Below are 19083 nucleotides of genomic sequence, written 5' to 3'. Positions count from 1 at the left end.
TGGAAGGGAGGGTTTGGGAGGGATCGGAAATATTTTGAAATGTGGCTTTTAAATAAAGCTTTGAACTAGTTTTGAACTAAATGATGTATATAAAGGAGAGGTACCGTTGGCGAACGAAAATATAGTAATCAAAGGCGCGAGGGCGCATAATCTCAAGAACATTGACGTAACGATTCCGCGGGACCGCTTCGTCGTGCTTACGGGACTTAGCGGCTCCGGCAAATCGTCGCTGGCGTTCGATACGATCTACGCGGAGGGACAGCGCCGTTATGTCGAGTCCCTGTCGGCGTATGCCCGCCAGTTCCTGGGCCAGATGGAGAAGCCGGACGTTGATTCCATCGACGGATTATCTCCGGCAATATCGATCGACCAGAAGACTACAAGCCGCAATCCGCGCTCAACGGTAGGTACGGTTACGGAGATTTATGACTATTTGCGGCTGCTGTTTGCCCGGGTCGGCCATCCTCATTGCCCGGATCACGGGATCGAAATTACATCACAGACCGTCGAACAGATGGTGGACCGGATTATGCAGTATCCCGAGAAGACGCGGCTGCAGATTCTGGCACCGGTTATTTCCGGGCGCAAGGGTGAACACAAGGGGTTGTTCTCGGACATCTCTAAGCAGGGATTTGTCCGTGTGCGCGTTGACGGCGAGCTGCGGGAAGTCACTGAAGATATTCAGCTGGAGAAGAACAAGAAGCATACCATCGAGGTCGTGGTTGACCGTATCGTCATCAAGGATGATATGGAGACTCGTCTGACCGACTCGCTTGAAACAGCCCTGAAGCTCTCAGGTGGACAGATTCTGGTTGATGTTATCGGCCAGGAAGAACTTCTGTTCAGTTCGAATTTTGCTTGTCCGGTATGCGGATTTAGTATTGAAGAGCTGGCACCGCGGATGTTCTCCTTCAACAGCCCTTTCGGCGCTTGTCCAGAGTGTGATGGACTTGGTGTGAATATGGTTGTCGATCCCGATCTATTAATTCCGGATTCCGAGAAATCTATTGAAGAAGGAGCATTTCTGGCCTGGACCGGCAGCACATCGAATTACTACCCGCAGTTTCTGAAATCGGTCTGTGAGCACTTTAAGATTCCGCAAAATGTTCCTGTAAGCAGTCTGACTCCCGAACACATGAGCAAGCTGCTCCACGGTACAGGCAGCGAGAAGATCCGGTTCCGGTATGAAAATGACTTTGGCCAGAAAAAAGATGCGCTGGTTGCCTTTGAAGGAATTATTCCGAATCTGGAACGACGTTACCGCGATACGGCATCGGATGGAATCCGTGAGTTTATCGAAGGTTTTATGAGCGCCAAGCCTTGTAATGTGTGCAAGGGCAAACGGCTGAAGAAAGAAATTCTTGCGGTCACAATTAATGAGCAGAATGTAGCGGATGTTACGGATCTCTCGATTGGCGACTGTTTGGACTTCTTTGATAAACTGGTGCTTAGCGAGAAGGAAACAGCCATTGCCCATCTTATTCTGAAAGAGATTAGCAGCAGACTTGGCTTCCTGGTGAATGTGGGTCTGAATTATTTGACGCTCAGTCGTGCGGCAGGTTCACTCTCCGGCGGTGAGGCGCAGCGGATCAGGCTGGCGACGCAGATTGGCTCCAGCTTGATGGGCGTTCTGTACATCCTGGACGAGCCTAGTATTGGTCTGCATCAACGAGATAATGACCGGCTGATCGCCACACTGGGGCATATGCGCGATCTCGGCAACACATTAATTGTGGTTGAGCATGATGAAGATACGATGATGGCGGCAGACTATATTATTGATATCGGACCGGGTGCCGGTATCCACGGCGGACAGGTTATTGCCCAAGGGACGCCGCAGGAAATCATGAAAGACCCGAATTCCTTGACCGGAGAGTACTTAAGCGGACGCAAGTTTATTCCGGTTACGTCCAAACGGCGGCCAACCGATGACCGCTGGCTGGAAATTCGCGGAGCCAAAGAGAATAACCTGAAGAACGTAAATGTCAAGATTCCGCTGGGCGTCTTTACTGCAGTGACTGGAGTTTCCGGTTCCGGCAAATCGTCGCTGGTTAATGAAATCCTCTATAAGAGCCTGGCCCGTCAGTTGAATAAGGCCGTTAAGGTCCGTCCCGGCCTGCATAAGGAAATTCGCGGTCTGGACAATTTGGACAAGGTCATAGAGATCGACCAATCGCCGATCGGCCGCACGCCGCGTTCCAATCCGGCTACCTATACCGGGGTGTTCGATGATATTCGTGATCTGTTCTCCAAAACCAATGAAGCCAAGGTGCGCGGATTCCAGAAGGGCCGCTTCAGCTTCAACGTCAAAGGCGGCCGTTGCGAGGCCTGCCGTGGAGACGGAATTATCAAGATTGAAATGCACTTCCTGCCGGATGTCTATGTTCCTTGCGAAGTATGCAAAGGCAAACGATACAACCGCGAAACACTGGAAGTGAAATACAAAGGCAAAAACATCTCTGATGTGCTGGAAATGACGGTAGAGGATGCAACCGGGTTCTTCCAGAACATCCCGCGCATCCACCGCAAAATGCAGACCTTGCTGGATGTGGGTCTTGGGTACATCAAGATTGGCCAGCCGGGAACGACGTTGTCCGGGGGTGAAGCACAGCGCGTGAAGCTGGCTTCCGAGCTATACCGCCGCAGTACCGGCAAGACATTGTACATTCTGGATGAACCGACAACAGGGCTGCATGTGGATGACATCGGCCGCCTGCTGGAGGTGCTGCACCGCCTGGTAGATTCCGGCGAATCGGTTCTGGTTATCGAACATAACCTCGATGTGATCAAGACGGCCGATTATGTTATTGATATGGGACCGGAAGGCGGCAGCGGCGGGGGAACGGTACTGGCTACAGGGACACCGGAGAAGTTAATCACCGTTGCGGAGTCCTATACCGGTAAATATCTGAAGCCGATTCTGATCCGCGATACGGAGCGGACTGAAGCTCTGCAGCTGCAGACGTCGGAGACAGTATAACTGCACTTCATGAAGAACAAAAGAGCCACAGCATTTTCGCCGTGGTTCTTTTAGTTTTTGGGTGAAAGCCATTATAGAAATAAGGACAGCTTAATAGTTGAATCAGGCATATCGGAAGCATGTCCGCAGTAAGATTCAAAGAGAAGGATTTGCGTTGAATGATTAGCAGAGATGGAAAAAAGCCTTACATATAATTTGCTCTTTGAAAAATCAATAAAAAACAAGGTGTCAATGAAAAATATCATGATTATTATCCCGAATCCGGCGCTAAAAAAATATTTATCGTGACTTTTACATAAAATTTATGCAATTCCTATTGCGTCACTGAAATGGTAGCGATAACATAGAGGGAGATATGGATTAGATGAACTTGCTTGACAACACTTTCGAGGAGGTAATGCCATGCTGCTTGCAGAAGCTGCTGCGCAAGAACCGTCTAAATTTCATACCTTCGATGTATTTATGATCGCCTTTACCATCCTGATACTCATCGGGGTCATCCGGCTGCTGCGGGCTCCGCAGAAGAACAAATTTGCGATTGGCTTCGGAGTGGTGAGCTTGCTGGTATTTGCGGTTTCGGACTACGCGATGCTTATGCACTGGTTAAGCTGACACAGGAACGCTGCCCTGCTTCAAATTCAAGTCAAAACAATTGCAGATTTAAGTTTACCCAAAGACACCTTTAATCGCCGTCAGGCGTGACTAAAGGCGTCTTTTTCAAATTTCGCACTTCTTCATATGAGTTGACTGCATTATGTACAACCTGGAACAAGGTCAGAGAGAGCGCCCGGCGAAGGCTGGGGAAATGGGGGAAGAATATGGTTAAGAAAAGCCTCGGACTGTTGCTGTGCGGAGTATTGCTGACAGGAATAGGAGGCGGATCGCTTTCTGCGCAGGGGGCGCCGTTTCTAGATGGCTTGCAGACTGCGGGGAATGTATCGTCTTCAGGAAAGATCAAAGAAATAGGAAGTACCCTGACCGGCAGCAAAAAGAGTGCAGCCTCGATAACCGATCCGGTACCGCAAATTATCAAAGAGGTTTCCCCGTCGGTAGTAGGAATTATCGGCAAATATTCAGAAGATCGCTCTCATGCACCCAATGACCGTTTTAATCTGTCCCATGGATCAGGTATCATCGTCAGGGCAAACGGCTGGATTATTACGAATGCGCATGTGATGAAGGGACTGCAGAATGCTGTGGTCGTTACATCGGACGCGAAGTCCTACAGCATCACAAATACGTATCTGGATGAGGTTAGTGACCTGGCACTGATCAAGATCAATGCCAAGGCATTAAAGCCTGCGAAGTTTGCCCAATCTGCTGCCAGCCTTCAGGTTGGCGACAAAGTGATTGCCATCGGTACACCCATTTCCTTCTCACTGCGAAATTCTGCCACGGTAGGGGTGGTCAGCGGTCTTAACCGTTCAGTGGATGCTGCCTATCGGCTCATCCAGAGTGATACAGCGATTAATCCAGGCAACAGCGGCGGTCCGCTCGTCAGCATGAAAGGCGAGGTACTGGGCGTAAACAGTCTGAAATTTGCCGCAGTAGGCGTAGAGAATATGGGATTTTCTATCCCGTCTGATACTGTACAGTACATTATGAACCAGCTGTTCAAGTATGGAGAGGTAAAACATCCAAGTCTTGGCCTGGAGCTGGAGGAAAGCTGGTCTGCCTTAGTGGGCCTACCCTCACAAGATCCCTTAACAGTTACGAAGGTCATCTCTGCGGAAGCAGACAAGGCAGGGATTCTTGAAGGGGATGTTTTATACGCGATTAACGGCCACCGTGTCGGTTCCTTAGTGGATGTTAATGAACTTTTTAAAAGCTACGCACCGGGTGCGGTGGTAAATCTGCTTATGCAGAGCGACGGCGATATTGTTACCCGAAAGCTCACGCTTGGCCAGGGCGATCCCCTGATAAACAATGAAGAAGCTGATGTGGAGGGTGCTGCTGATGGACAAGCGGAAGAGTAAAGGGGTACTGGGAAGAGAAGGGCGGAAGAGGGACCGCAGATATACTTATCGTGGTCTATGTACAGCGATGCTTGCACTGGTGCTGCTGTTGACTGTGCTCCCGGCCACAGAGGTGCACGCGGCGGAGAAAGCCGAGCTACAGCTCACCCTTAAAGTCGGCAGTCCGGCTGCAACGGTGAATGGCAAAAAAATTACGATTAAGCAGCCTTTTATGAAGAATGGTACCGTCATGGTGCCGCTCGGCGTGTTCAAGAAAACATTTGGCAGCACGGTTTCCCTCGAACCCGGCGATGTGGTCAAGGTGATGTACGGACGGCATACGGGAACGATGGTGATAGGCAGCAGCACCGCGTGGAAGGACGGCGTCAAAATTAAACTTGCTGCACCGCCGCATATGGTCTCCGGGGTTTTGATGGTCCCGCTGAGGTTCGTGGCAGGAGTGCTGGACGCACGTGTAACTTCCGGCAGCAACGGTGAGCTGGTAGTGTCGCTTGTGCCATCAGTCACTGAAGAAGAGGCGCCCGGGGATAGCGGCATTGACAGCGATGTCGGTAAGACCCGGATAGGGAACAGCCATTTTCAGTGGAGCATGAATTATCCTCCCGGACTGGTGGTTGGCGACAGCGGCGGCAATGAAGGCGTGGCTACCTTTATGAATTCAGAGAATCAGTATTATCTGGAGGTTCATGCCTCACCGCAGGAGAACCCGGCAGACCCGGAACAATTGCTGGATGGGCTGCTCCGCTCGGCTGAAGAAGGCGGGGAAACGATTTTGGACCGGGAAACTTATCCGAATGCCGTTGTTCCCTACGCGCGAATTGTCAGCAAGGATTCCAGCGGCGCACTGTGGGAGAACAGGCAATATAATGCCGGAGGGAGATTGTATGAGCTGTATCTGACCGATGACAATGCAGCGAACTATAAGGATTTTGATAAATATGCAGTGCTGTTGAACTCCTTCCGGCCAACCTTTGACCCGAATGATAAAAGCCAACGTGATCTCTCCACAGTGAAAAACGGGCTGCATGAAGGGTACAATGAGGACTACGGCATTGCGCTGCAGGTCCCTGCAGACTGGAGTATGGATGACCAGCATCTGTATTATGAGAGCAAACAAGGGAGCTATTTGCGCGTGAAAGTGACAGCTGCTCCGTCCGGTTCTACGCTGGAAACCTGGAGCAAGGAGTTGGAGGCGCAGATTCGAGCTAACTATGTGGACGGGGCTTATACGATTAAAGAAAGCACGTCTGCAAAAGTTTCCGGTCAACCGGCGCGGGTCATTGAAAGTCTGCTGAATCCGGGCAGCGGCTGGATTACGAAATATCAAACCCTGCTGTTGAAGAATGGGCACCGCTATTACGTAGAATATGTGGCAGTTGCCGGTCAGGATGAGGACAAGGCACGGTTCAAGGATATTTTAAGCTCAATCGATATTGATTTTGAATTAATAAAAGAGAACTTCGGGCGGCTGGAAACAGATGACTATCCGGTACTTTACGCTAAAACAGTCAACAAAAGCTCCAACACCTATGGCTACAGCATTCAGATTCCGTCATTATGGACAGCGGTCCAGGATGTCTTTGAAACCCAGAACATAGAATACCGCTTCACCGGAGGGCGTTTCCAAATCACTGTGAGCCCCGAAGGTTCAGCCGAGTACACTGTGAGCCAGCTCCAAAGCTACTATCAGAACACGAAGAATGACCCCAAAGGCCCGAAGGTCGAACGTGTGGAGGACATCACCTTTGCCGAAGTTCCAGCCACAAGCCTTACTGTGCACCAGAGCAAAAACGGCATTCCTTACCGCACCCAGCTCATTGTTTTTAGCAAAAATGAACGGGTCTATACCCTCACTGTCACGCTAAACGATGCTAACGCAACGCCTGAGCAGCAGACTCTAATAGACAAGACGTTGAAGTCTTTTGTGTTGGCGGGGGAGAAAAAATAGGTAGGACATGTTGAGGAATAAATAGTATTATTGCAGACGAAGAACGTCCCAAGTTGCCAATTTTGGCTGGGGCGTTCTTTTTTTATGAAGAAATGAGTTTGGCTAGAGGACATCTATATGCCTAAAGGTTCTGCTGCAAAATGTCTGGTGGCCACTTTTGGCCTGGAATGTGATGGTTACCAGAGTCATGTCAAAGATATGGACAGAGAGATTCAGTTACTCTTTGAACCGGGATGCTTTTTTATCAGGGATGGGTTGGAGAGTCATTCATTTCTCCTTCGACGATGTACAAAGGCGGAAGGGATAGGTTAGGTATAAGTTCGGTTTAAATAATCCGCTTAAAGCCCTTTCCCTGTATAATTTCTGGCAAATCAATGGCGCAAGGCTGTGATATTTGATACAATTAATAAGTTGAAGAGATGGAAATGACCCGTCCATATGACGGTTTGGGAGGATATAAATGAACGAGCAAGGAATACGCAGGGAAGACGTGGAGCTGTTGGCTCCGGCAGGTGACTGGGAGTGCATGCGTGCAGCGGTGGCGAACGGGGCGGATGCTGTCTTTTTTGGCGTAGAGAAATTTAATGCACGGGCCAGAGCAAACAACTTCCGCTCGGAGGAGCTGCCGGAGATTATGGCATTCCTGCACAGCTATGGCGTGAAGGGGTTTCTGACCTTTAATATACTGGTGTTTGAGAACGAGCTGGCAGATGCAAAAGAATTGATTGATGCCTGTGTAGATGCGGGTGTGGATGCGGTGATTGTACAGGATTTGGGGCTCGTCAAAATGATCCGTGAGATTTCTCCGGACTTTCCCATTCACGGCTCGACGCAAATGACGATTACTTCACCGGAGGCGGTGGAGTTTACGAAACCCTTCGGGCTGGAGCGTGTAGTGCTCGGCCGTGAGAACAATCTGAAGCAGATCCGCACGATCGGGGAGCAGGCCCGCCTGCCGATGGAAGTTTTCGTGCATGGAGCACTTTGTGTGTCCTATTCAGGGCAATGCCTGACCTCGGAAATGTGGGGTGGACGTTCCGCGAACCGCGGGGAGTGTGCCCAGGCCTGCCGTTTGCCGTATGACCTGATGGTCGACGGTGAAGTGAAGCCGATGGGTGATGTAACCTATCTGCTGTCTCCTAAGGATCTGGCGGCCATTGATCTGATGCCGGAGCTGATCGAAGCGGGTGTGACCTCTTTCAAAATAGAAGGCCGTCTCAAAACACCGGAGTACGTGGCAAACGTGGTGAGCAAGTACCGTAAGGCTATTGACCGGTATTTTGACGGAAACTGGTCTCCGACTTCTAAAGAAGATATCCGTGAGCTGCAGCAGAGCTTTTCCCGCGGTTTTACGCATGGCTTCCTTGAGGGAACAAACAACAAGAAGCTGGTTGACGGGACTTTCCCGAAAAGCCGTGGTGTGTATATGGGCACGGTGGAGCAAATTCTCCGTGATGGCGTAGTCTGCCGCATTCATGCTCCGCTTAAACGCGGAGACGGCATCGTGTTCGACGCCGGTGATCCGACCAAGAAGGAAGAAGGCGGACGCGTGTATGACCTGCGCCGCAAAGGCGTGAAACTTGAGGGCGAGGCCGGAGAAGGCTGGATCATCGACATTGTGCCTGGGCGCAACGATGTGGATTTGCGCCGCCTGCATGTCGGCGACCGCATCTGGAAGACCAATGATCCTGCGCTCGACAAGGCGCTGCGCCAGAGCTACGAAACCGAGAAGCCGTACCGCGTCTTCCCGGTTCATGTCAAGGTGGAAGGCCGCGCCGGAGAGAAGCTGGCTACATGGTGGACGGACGTGCAGAAGGACGTGACTGTCCGTGTGGACTCGGAGCTGCTGCTGGAGACCGCGCAAAAGCGCCCGATGGACGCCGCCCTGCTGGAAGAACAATTCGGCCGCCTGGGCGGGACCGTGTTCCAGCTTGAGGCGCTTACGTCGCAATTAGAAGGCGACGTGATCGTGCCTATGCGCGAGCTGAACAGCATCCGCCGCCAAGCGGTGGAGCTGCTTGCCGGCGAGCGCCCGAAACCGCCCGTCTACGTGAAACGGGCGGTAGAGATCTATAGCGACGCCTCCCGCAGGGACGTCGCTGCAAGCGGTGATGCGGAGCTCACCGCGCTGTGCCGCAGCCTGCCTCAAGTGCAGGCTGCCCTCGAAGCCGGCGTAAGAAGCATTTACGCCGACTTCGAATTTATCAAGCAGTTCCCGGCAGCGGTAGACGCTGTCCGGGCTGCGGGGGCCAGCATCACGCTGGCCACGCCACGTATCCATATGCCGGGCGAGAACGGCTATCACGCCAATATACTGCGCCTGCAGCCGGATGCTGTGCTGGTGCGCAATACCGGCGCGCTGTATTATTATCTGCGCCGCCGCATGGAGCAGCCGGATGCTGTGCATCCACGGCTGATTGGCGACTTTTCGCTGAATATCGCCAATCATAAGGCGGTGGATCTGTTCCTGGAAGCGGGCTGCGATGTTGTCACGCCTTCTTATGACCTGAACATTCAGCAAATGGTCGATCTTCTGGGCCGCAGCGACACCTCGCGGATGGAGGTTGTGATCCATCAGCATCTGCCGATGTTCCACACCGAGCACTGCGTGTACTGCACCTTCATGAGTGAAGGCACAGACTATACGAACTGCGGACGCCCTTGCGAGGAGCAGCGTGCATCTCTGCAGGACCGGATCGGCATGTCCCATCCTGTCCGCGTGGATGAAGGCTGCCGCAATACCGTATACAATGCGGTTGAACAGTCAGGCGCGGAATACTTGAATAATTTCCGCGAACTGGGCGTTTCTTCTTTCCGCGTCGAATTTCTGGAAGAAACACCGGAGCAGGTTGCCGAGGTCATTAGTCTCTACTCCCGTGCGCTCCGTGGGGAAATCTCCGGCACGCAGGTATGGAAGAGCCTGAAAGCCACCAACCAGCTTGGGGTTACACGCGGACAACTCGTCAACGCAAAATAAAGAAGAGAGGGACTGGCTTACCCATCCCATGGTAATTAGTCCCTAGCTCCGAATCTATGCAGAGCCAGTGTGGCAAAGGAGGATTGATGAATCCTCCATGCCGCACTGGCTCTTTTTGTCTGCAGGATTATTCTTACTGGAGGGTTAACCATATAACTGCCAAAAATCATCCATAACTGCTATAATTAAATTAATTATGCATTTTACCATGTCATCTAAAATCGGAAAAAGAAAAGAATACGAAGGAGCTATATGATGAAGATCCGTAAAGCGATTATTCCCGCTGCCGGTCTCGGAACCCGTTTTTTGCCCGCGACCAAAGCGATGCCCAAAGAAATGCTGCCGATTGTAGACAAACCAACGATTCAATATATTGTAGAGGAAGCCGTTGCCTCCGGCATTGAGGACATCATCATCGTGACGGGTAAAGGCAAGCGCGCGATTGAAGACCATTTTGACAACTCATTTGAGCTGGAGTTCAACCTGGCTGAGAAACAGAAGTGGGAGCTGCTGGAATCTGTGCGGAAATCCTCCGAAATGGCCGATATTCACTATATCCGGCAAAAGGAACCGCGTGGACTAGGACATGCTATCTGGTGTGCCCGCAAATTCATCGGGAATGAACCGTTTGCTGTATTGCTCGGAGACGATATTGTTGAAGCGGACAAACCTTGCCTTAGACAGATGATCGAAGTTTACGATCAATATAAATCCTCCATAGTCGGAGTTCAGCCGGTGCCTTGGGAAGAGGTATCCCGATATGGTCTTGTAGATGGTACACCCTTGGCTGAACGTGTCTACAAAGCTAACCGCCTTGTTGAGAAGCCAAAGAGAGAAGAGGCTCCTTCCAACCTGGCGATCTTGGGACGTTATATACTGACTCCGCGTATTTTCGATATGCTCGGAGAACAACAGGTTGGAGTAGGCGGCGAAATCCAGCTTACGGATGCCATTGCCCGTTTAAGCGAAGTGGAGCGGATCATCGCTTACGACTTTGAAGGCAAACGCCATGACGTCGGCGAGAAGATGGGTTTCATCCAGACGACGATTCACTATGCGCTCCAGCATGAGGAGCTTAAGGAAGGCTTGCTGCAGTACCTCCAGGAAGTGCTCCAGAGCGAGGCTCAGAAAGTCAGTAATTAACTGAGCGCCGGTACCCTTATATCTGCGCACGGCATCTGCCATAACATAAAATAAATAAGAGCGCTCCGCTGTCTACAACTGCGGGGCGCTCTTATTTATTTTTCCAACTAAAGATTTATAAGACGATCATATGTTCATAGTTCTTATTGCAGCGGGCGCTGGTTCCATATACAATATCGCCCGTTGCCTTGCTATCCTGTTAACTACTCTTGAAATGATGTGCTTGCAATTTCAGTAATCTTTTCAATTTCCGCAGGATCAGCAGCGATTAGCTTATTATATACATCCTGATCGAGAGCGGTGTTGGCCTTTTGTTGAGCAGCGAGGTACCAACGGGCAATTTCGCGGTTAGTAGCATCAGTATAATCCTCACTCAATCCAAGCTTCAATGTTGCGGCAGCAACCTGAGTTTGACCTGCCATGAACTGAATTCGGCCTGCATTCAAAGTGATCGCTGAAGGAATGGCCTGGCCCTGCAAGTCTGTAGTTACCTGACGATAGGCTTCGAGGCCGATCTTGAGATTAAGCTGTTTACTATCGTCATTCTTTTGAGTGAAAGCCTGCTGAGCCAGCTCGTAGGAACGGCTGATAAGCGCGCTATACCAGTTCGTGTCCCAGAGAGTTGTACTGTTTACGATATCAGTATAGTTGTCGTTAAAGCCTAGTTTTAACGTTGCTGCCGCAGCATCATTTTCTCCTGCCAGCAACTGCATTCTGCCGATATTTAACGCAATGTTTGGTGTGATCGAGAATGGACGGCCTTGCAGCTGCTCAGGAGGCAAAGTTTTCAGGTGTTCCACTCCATCAACCACATGCTTGTAGGCATCAAAGCCACTAGTCAGGTATTCCTGCTTTTTAGCTTCATCCTTTTGTGCACTTGCTGCATTTGCAAGCGCTTGGGACCGGCTGATTATTGTCTCATACCAATCAATGTCCCACACAAATTTATCGGCATTATCAAGGTAGACGCCCAGGGCAAGATCGCTCTGCCCCTTAAGGTCATAATATCCGACTAATTGCTTCAACAAATCCTTATTATAAGGCTCGTCCTTAAGTGCGCGAGAAATTACGCTGTAAGCTTCCTCAAGATACTGCTCATCTTGGGTTTGGCTAAAGACTTGCTGATCCATGGACGATAAGTATATCGCCGATTCCGGGTGGAATGGACGGTCTTTCAGGGCATCTACCAAAGGTGTTTTAATTTCCTCATAAGATTGGCTGACGCCGATCAGTTTTTTTGCTTTCATTGCGTCATTGCTGGAACCGATATAGCTTATCGACATAAAGACCAGATAGATGGTGCCGATGGTGAGTACAGCCAAGTAGCCGATACGCAGTCCGGGTTTACTCCAGCCACGGCGAAGCGGTTTGCTGTCCATGACAGCGGCCATTCCAGCCAGTCCAAGGAAAACAAGGATTCCCATAAAGGCATAGCTTAGGTTGAAATCCAGCAAGCTGTGGACAAGAATGGACAAAGCGATAATAAGGAAGAAGAATCCATTATCAAATTCATCTTTCTCCCGTTTCACATAACTGCGGATATATTTATAGAAAATGTATCCGATAAAGCCCATAAATACGATGAATCCGACAATTCCAACCTCAATCAGATATTGGAGGAAGAAATTATGCGCCTGGCGGCTGGTATAAGGGTTATTCTGATAGTGTTCATAGAGAGAAGCCCAGCCTCCGCCACCCGCACCCAGAATCGGATAATCTTTAACAACCTTAAGAGCATCTTTATAGAAAGTGAACCGCTCTAGTACACTGTGCTGCTTGAAGTTGATATTCTCCAGCCGCGTTTCAATATTATCCGGCAGAACACTGCGGACGCTTGTACCAATGAGCAGGAAAGCCGCAATTCCAACAAGCACGATCGATACCAGTGGAAGCCACAGCCCGGAAAACTTACGGGAAGACATGCCGGATAGCTTTGCTTCCAGCCAAGGGGCAACATAACGCTGAACCGCCCACCCAAGAGCAGCAACGATAGCAGAGGCCCCAAGCAGGTACGCCCAAGCTTTAAGAGCAGCCCCTGAAGTGAAGCTGGTATTCAGTTCTAGTCCCAGCGTAGTCAGGGGATTTGTAACGAGCAGAGCTGCAAGGCCGGAAATGGCAATGTGGATAATCCAGAGAATTTGCTGAGCAGGTTTCAGGAACAGCAGCAGCAGGATGAATACCACAGGCAGCATGACGAGCCCGCCACGGGACAACGTCAACAGCAGCGATACAATAATGGGCACAAGCATAAATCCGTGAGTCAGCGTACCGTACCATTTTTTAGAGCGGACCAAAGCAAATACAGCTACAAACAGAAAAGCCATCAGGAAGGCAGCATAGGTATTGGCGTATTGGAATATGGAAGTCAGCCGCAGACCGTTGGAGTCGGTCATAACAGCATCTAAATATTTACCATCCCGCACAGTGTTGGAGAACCAGCCAACCAGAGTACCGGCAAATTTCGAGCTGCCAAGCCAATTTAACAGTCCAAATCCTACAATAAAGTAAGCAACCGCAAGGACAGCGTTTTGGATGACAAGATTTACTTGCTTTTGCTTCAAGAGATATAACGCTATAATGAATATTGCAATGTACATGCTCTGAATTAACAGCAGGTTCATCGCCATATAATGCGAGGCTGCACCAAAGAGTGACAAAGCATACGTTATTGGAAGCAGCAGTGAGGCGACAGCCAGCAGATCGCGCTGCTCCTCAAGCTTGAATTTGTTGAAGTAGAGGCCCATCCACACCAATAACATCAGGCCGCTAAGCAGAGCAGACACATAGACCGGTTTTTCAAAATCAATCTGTTGTCCATTAAACACCCCCACCTGAAACGGGGTCCAAACCAAAAACACAATAAAAGCAACAACTAATGCCCATATAGGGCTGGATATCTTTTCAACATTTCTCGACTGAACAGCATTTTTTCCGTATACTGGTTTAGACACGTATTAATCTCCTTTTTTCTCTGATTGTAAACCAGATGTGGCATACATTTAGTATTTTACTACAAGATAAGTAGACCTGTAACTGGTATTCCTAAACAATACCAAAGGCTTATCAATAAATCATTAATGAATGAGGGGATTTAACTTGAAAGGCATAATATTAGCAGGTGGTTCTGGTACAAGATTGTACCCTTTAACAAGAGCTGTATCCAAGCAAATGCTTCCAATTTATGATAAGCCTATGATTTATTATCCATTGTCTGTTTTAATGCTTGCTGGTATAAAAGAAGTTCTGATAATTTCAACTCCTAGAGATTTACCCTTTTTTGAAGGATTACTTGGAGACGGATCAGCGATAGGAATGAAGCTAAAGTATAAAATCCAAAATGAGCCCAATGGTCTTGCAGAAGCTTTCATTTTAGGTGCTGACTTTATTGATGGAGATGCTGTCTCTCTAGTATTAGGAGATAATATTTTTTATGGTCTGAATTTCTCCAAAATACTACAGCAGGCATCAAAACTAGAAGAAGGGGCACTAATATTCGGGTGTTATGTAAATGATCCAAAAGCTTATGGGGTAGTTGAATTTGATCAAAATAAGAAGGTTATTTCGATTGAAGAAAAACCCAAAAAACCACGCTCCAATTTTGCTGTTCCTGGTCTGTATTTTTTTGATAAAGATGTTGTAGAAATTGCGCGATGTGTTGAACCTTCTGCAAGAGGTGAATTGGAGATCACCTCTGTGATTGAAAGATATCTTGTGAGTAATAAACTGAATGTGGAATTGATGGGAAGAGGCATGGCTTGGCTTGATACAGGAACACATGATTCTTTGCTGCAAGCTTCTAATTTTGTAGAAGCGATTCAAAAAAGACAGGGACTTTATATATCTTGCATTGAAGAAATAGCCTTTCGCATGAACTATATTGATAAAGAACAGTTAATAGCATTGGCTGAACCGCTTTTGAAAACGGAATATGGAAAATATTTAATTGATGTTGCAGAAGGTAACGTATGAAATTATCTATATAATTAGCAGAGGAGCCTTAATGGTGGGGTTTAAAAAAAAGAGTATTATGAAATTTGGTATTGTTGGCGTAATCGCCTTGATGTTTTTTTATGTAGTGCTTTATTTTTTTATCCAACCCTCAAATAAAATGCAGTTAAGCATTGTTGTAAAGGGTGCAGAAAAGGATTACTACCAAGTTTATTATTTGAAAGACAATGATGGGGAATTAAGTGAAGAACAATCAGTTGTAGCAAATTACAACAATGCAGGAGAATTTGAGAAACTGAAATTTCCTTTAGATAATGATATAAAAAGTCTGCGGCTTGATTTAGGCACTAAACCAGGGCAAGTAATAATTAGCGGGATATCTATAGGATCAATATTAAACTCGTACGAAATATATATTGAGAATGTTAGCCTTGAAGACAGTCACCAAATTGAAAATGTGAAAAATGATCAAGAATCCCTAACTGCATTGATTACAGGAACTGATCCTTATTTTAAACTGGTGCCGCCAGATGAGATCACAGCAAAGGTGATTAAAGATAATCAATTAGTTCAAAAACTTCTTGTTGCAGGAATAGCGCTCTTAACAGATATTATATTTTTAATTATCTTGAAATTGCGACATGATATTAAATTTTTGTTCCGGGAGTTATATCAAAATAAAAAATTGTTGTATTTTTTATCTGTAAATGATTTCAAAACCAAATACGCTGGCTCATATTTAGGAGTGATTTGGGCATTTGTACAGCCGGTAATAACAGTATTAATATATTGGTTTGTTTTTGAAGTGGGTTTTAAATCAGGTTCAGTACATAGTGTTCCCTTTATACTATGGCTAGTAGCTGGTATTGTTCCGTGGTTCTTTTTTGCAGAATCCTGGGGTAGCGCAACAAATGTTATGCTGGAGTATAGTTACTTGGTTAAGAAAATTGTCTTCCAAGTTAGATTACTGCCTCTGGTGAAAGTTACCTCATCCTTCTTTGTGCATTTGTTTTTTATTATCCTGACTTTTATCATCTTTCTACTATATGGAGTTAATCCTTCACTATATGCTACGCAAGTGATTTATTATTCTTTGTGTACAATTTGTTTCGTGTTCAGTATTTCTCTTATTTCAAGTTCTCTTATTGTTTTCTTTAAAGATTTAGGACAAATAATCAGTCTGCTATTACAATTCGGTATGTGGTTAACGCCCATCTTGTGGAGTTCTACAATGCTCCCTGCCTCTTACAGGTGGATACTTAAAGTCAATCCGGTCTATTATTTAGTTGAAGGCTACCGGGATGCTTTGATTAATAAGGTTTGGTTCTGGGAAAGGTACAATCAATCCATTTATTTCTGGTTGCTCACAACAATACTGTTTCTAGTTGGGATAACTCTTATGAAGAAAATGAAACCACATTTTGCGGATGTACTTTAGAAAAGGTGAGGGTTATGAGCAAAGAGCTAGCTATAAGAGCGGAGAATATTACAAAAGTCTACAAGCTTTACGAGAAACCTATTGATCGCTTGAAAGAGTCCTTAAGCCTCCGGAAGAGGAACTATCACCGCCCCTTTTTTGCACTTAATGATGTTAGTATGGAAATTAACAGGGGGGAAGTTGTTGGCATAATTGGTAAGAATGGTTCAGGCAAGTCCACTATTCTGAAAATCATCACGGGTGTGTCCTCACCTAGCGCTGGGGAAGTTTATGTGAATGGAAAAGTCTCAGCGCTATTAGAACTGGGCGCAGGATTTAATTTGGAATATACGGGGATAGAGAATATTTATTTGAATGGCATGATGATGGGGTTTAACCGAGAGGAAATGGATGGGAAATTAAATAGTGTTTTAGAATTCGCTGATATTGGTGATTTTGTTTATCAGCCAGTTAAAGCATATTCAAGTGGGATGTTTGCAAGACTTGCCTTTTCGGTTGCTATAAATGTAGATCCAGATATATTAATCGTGGATGAGGCATTGGCCGTGGGTGATCTGAAGTTTCAAATTAAATGTATGGAAAAATTCAGTGAATTTAGAGATAAGGGTAAAACTATTTTGTTCGTGTCACATGATATAAATAGTATAAAACGATATTGCAACAGAGCAATTTGGTTGAATGCAGGGAGAATTGAAGCACAGGGTGATACTGACCTAATATGTGATCGATACACTGACTATCTAAAGTATGGAGAGTCTGCTTCTAAGAAGAAAGATGACAAGGAAGAAGATAGAGGGTTGTCCTTAAACAAGGACATTATTGGTGTTATAGAAAGCTTTGAAATTCAGGATACCCAAGGGAATGATTTGAATGATATTACCTATAATTCCGACTTTAGAGTAAAAATACAATTTGAAATGAATACAGAAGATCTAGAGATTGTGATTGGAGTAGCTATACATTCTATCGATGACACATACGTATGTGGAATAAACACTTTATTGGATAAAGAAGAAATAAAATATAAAAAAGGTGTTAACGCTATTTATCTGGACTATAACTCCTTTAACTTATTAGGTGGAAGTTATTATTTTGACGTTGCAATATTTGAAAAGAACGCACATATTCCTATTGATTACAAAGCAAAAGTGAAGGAGTTTTTTGTGAGATCCACTTATGTAGCTGAAGGGATTTGTGTTTTACCACATAAATGGAGAATGGAGAATGATTGATGATGAAGTATGATTTTGATTTGGATCTTTCATCAAAGAATTCTGTCTCTTTAATCATAAGTAAAATTAAAGATGGTTCTACTGTTTTAGAATTTGGACCTGCTGCTGGACGAATGACAAGATATCTAAAGGAAGAAAAGAATTGTACGGTTTATATTGTGGAAATTGATGAGGACGCTGCTAAAAAGGCATCTAAATATGCAGAAGAGTGTGTCATTGGTAACATAGAAGAGTTTACTTGGTTTGATAAGTTCAAACATATTAGTTTTGATCATATTGTTTTTGCTGATGTTTTGGAGCATTTATATAATCCTCGATTAGTCCTGGGAAAATGTGTAGAGCTATTAAGTGAGAGTGGAACTGTGGTTACTTCTGTTCCTAATGTAGCACATAACAGCATTATTATCGATCTTCTTCATAACAAGTTTGAATACAGAAAGACAGGGCTGCTAGATGATACACATATCCGATTTTTCACGTATGAATCTTTGATCGATACGGTTCATTCTTGTAATTTGGAAGTTAATTGGGAGGACGCTATTGTTAAAAGCGTGGGACATACAGAATTTGGTAATTATTTCGATGGGCTTCCCAAAGGCGTAGCTAAGTTTTTGAAAAAACGTCCATCAGGAGATGTTTATCAATTTGTTTTGGAGCTCAAATTACAATCTGCTTATCCAGAAAGTTCATCTAAGAGAAGCAATATCGTTACGACAGGAGAGTATTATTTCTCCCAACTATACATTGATTGTGGAGATGGATTTACTGAAAGTCAAAGTATACGTATAAAGACCGCAAATAATACCGAATGTTGTTGTAAGTTTGATACTACTGGATTTGAAAATATTAAATCACTGCGCTTAGATCCTTTAAATACAAATTGTCTGCTGAAAATTAAAAATATATCTTGTATAGATATGAATAATGAAGAACACATCATTGATGATTTTAGTAGTAATGCTGATTATATTTCTGGTGATATCTACTTATTTGACAATGATGATCCACAAATCATTTTCAATCCGGTCTGTACTGAATTGAAAGAGGTTAGAATTCATTTTGGTATTATTAATTATGAAACCGAAAATGAAAATTGGTTTTTGGAAATTCTCAATGAAAAAAATGCTCAATCAGAGGGATTACTGAATGAACTATCTTTAATAATCGACCGATTAAACGTAGAAATTAAAGAGGGTCAAAAACAGCTTGAACTTAAAGAACAAGACTTGATAAAAGAAAGTGATGCAGCGAAAATTGAATTTAGTCGGCTTCAGGATGAAATAAGAAGTAAAGATGAAGCGTTGAAAAGTAAAATGGATGAACTGGAGTCTGCTGATAGACAATTAAGACTTTTGGATAACCAACTGTCAAAAATCTATTCTTCTAGGCCTTGGAAGGTGTACTCTAGATTATTTAAAAAAAATGATTGATTGGTGTGATG

The 19083-nt window shown here is 46.0% G+C and carries 11 protein-coding genes and 1 pseudogene; 11 read left to right on the top strand and 1 reads right to left on the bottom strand.

Annotated features, from left to right (window positions below; genetic code table 11):
* The first annotated feature begins 106 nt into the window (after nt 1-106).
* From uvrA to galU, 7 genes and pseudogenes are all read left to right on the top strand, one after another.
* Nucleotides 107-2980, top strand: a complete 2874-nt coding sequence (uvrA, locus tag MHI45_RS15575; protein WP_076109589.1) for an excinuclease ABC subunit UvrA — start codon at nt 107-109, stop codon at nt 2978-2980.
* A gap of 402 nt (nt 2981-3382) precedes the next feature.
* Complete coding sequence (locus MHI45_RS15570; RefSeq protein WP_038597219.1) at nt 3383-3592, top strand: hypothetical protein; 210 nt, start codon at nt 3383-3385, stop codon at nt 3590-3592.
* A gap of 185 nt (nt 3593-3777) precedes the next feature.
* Nucleotides 3778-4956 carry a S1C family serine protease gene (locus tag MHI45_RS15565; RefSeq protein ID WP_439823158.1) on the top strand — a complete coding sequence of 393 codons (1179 nt, stop codon included), beginning with the start codon at nt 3778-3780 and terminating at the stop codon, nt 4954-4956.
* The gene (locus tag MHI45_RS15560) at nt 4937-6904 is read left to right on the top strand and encodes a stalk domain-containing protein (protein ID WP_179091694.1); all 1968 of its coding nucleotides are present in this window, start codon (nt 4937-4939) and stop codon (nt 6902-6904) included. Before MHI45_RS15565 ends, MHI45_RS15560 begins: the two co-directional genes overlap by 20 nt.
* Before the next feature lie 98 nt (nt 6905-7002).
* A pseudogene (locus MHI45_RS35190) lies at nt 7003-7202 on the top strand (hypothetical protein); the annotation flags it as partial.
* Nucleotides 7203-7364: 162 nt separating this feature from the next.
* On the top strand, nt 7365-9881 hold the full coding sequence (locus tag MHI45_RS15555) for a DUF3656 domain-containing U32 family peptidase (RefSeq protein ID WP_076113848.1): 2517 nt from the start codon (nt 7365-7367) through the stop codon (nt 9879-9881).
* Between the two features lie 255 nt (nt 9882-10136).
* Entirely contained in the window at nt 10137-11024 is an 888-nt protein-coding gene (gene galU / locus MHI45_RS15550) for a UTP--glucose-1-phosphate uridylyltransferase GalU (protein WP_076113847.1), read from the top strand.
* Nucleotides 11025-11227: 203 nt separating this feature from the next.
* On the opposite strand, the gene MHI45_RS15545 is transcribed toward galU, so the two are convergent.
* Nucleotides 11228-13975, bottom strand: a complete 2748-nt coding sequence (locus tag MHI45_RS15545) for an O-antigen ligase family protein (RefSeq protein ID WP_076113846.1) — start codon at nt 13973-13975, stop codon at nt 11228-11230.
* Between the two features lie 145 nt (nt 13976-14120).
* Between MHI45_RS15545 and rfbA the strand changes: the two genes are divergently transcribed.
* From rfbA to MHI45_RS15525, 4 genes are read left to right on the top strand one after another with little or no spacing between them, the layout of a single operon-like run.
* The gene (rfbA, locus tag MHI45_RS15540) at nt 14121-14993 is read left to right on the top strand and encodes a glucose-1-phosphate thymidylyltransferase RfbA (RefSeq protein WP_076113845.1); all 873 of its coding nucleotides are present in this window, start codon (nt 14121-14123) and stop codon (nt 14991-14993) included.
* 31 nt (nt 14994-15024) lie between these two features.
* Nucleotides 15025-16410 carry an ABC transporter permease gene (locus MHI45_RS15535; RefSeq protein ID WP_076113854.1) on the top strand — a complete coding sequence of 462 codons (1386 nt, stop codon included), beginning with the start codon at nt 15025-15027 and terminating at the stop codon, nt 16408-16410.
* A gap of 14 nt (nt 16411-16424) precedes the next feature.
* Entirely contained in the window at nt 16425-17642 is a 1218-nt protein-coding gene (locus MHI45_RS15530; protein WP_076113844.1) for an ABC transporter ATP-binding protein, read from the top strand.
* On the top strand, nt 17642-19072 hold the full coding sequence (locus MHI45_RS15525; RefSeq protein WP_076113843.1) for a class I SAM-dependent methyltransferase: 1431 nt from the start codon (nt 17642-17644) through the stop codon (nt 19070-19072). Before MHI45_RS15530 ends, MHI45_RS15525 begins: the two co-directional genes overlap by 1 nt.
* Nucleotides 19073-19083: the final 11 nt, after the last annotated feature.

Source organism: Paenibacillus sp. FSL H3-0321, assembly GCF_038002865.1.
Taxonomy (GTDB): domain Bacteria; phylum Bacillota; class Bacilli; order Paenibacillales; family Paenibacillaceae; genus Paenibacillus_AQ.
Note: the sequence above shows the minus strand (reverse complement) of the source record. Positions and strands in the feature narration are given on the sequence as shown.

Excerpts from the sequence above, each read along its gene's own strand:
- MHI45_RS15525 (WP_076113843.1), top strand. The coding sequence starts at position 17,642 with ATGATGAAGTATGATTTTGATTTGGATCTTTCATCAAAGAATTCTGTC.
- MHI45_RS15570 (WP_038597219.1), top strand. The coding sequence starts at position 3,383 with ATGCTGCTTGCAGAAGCTGCTGCGCAAGAACCGTCTAAATTTCATACC.
- galU (WP_076113847.1), top strand. The coding sequence starts at position 10,137 with ATGAAGATCCGTAAAGCGATTATTCCCGCTGCCGGTCTCGGAACCCGT.
- MHI45_RS15555 (WP_076113848.1), top strand. The coding sequence starts at position 7,365 with ATGAACGAGCAAGGAATACGCAGGGAAGACGTGGAGCTGTTGGCTCCG.
- MHI45_RS15560 (WP_179091694.1), top strand. The coding sequence starts at position 4,937 with ATGGACAAGCGGAAGAGTAAAGGGGTACTGGGAAGAGAAGGGCGGAAG.
- MHI45_RS15535 (WP_076113854.1), top strand. The coding sequence starts at position 15,025 with ATGGTGGGGTTTAAAAAAAAGAGTATTATGAAATTTGGTATTGTTGGC.
- MHI45_RS15530 (WP_076113844.1), top strand. The coding sequence starts at position 16,425 with ATGAGCAAAGAGCTAGCTATAAGAGCGGAGAATATTACAAAAGTCTAC.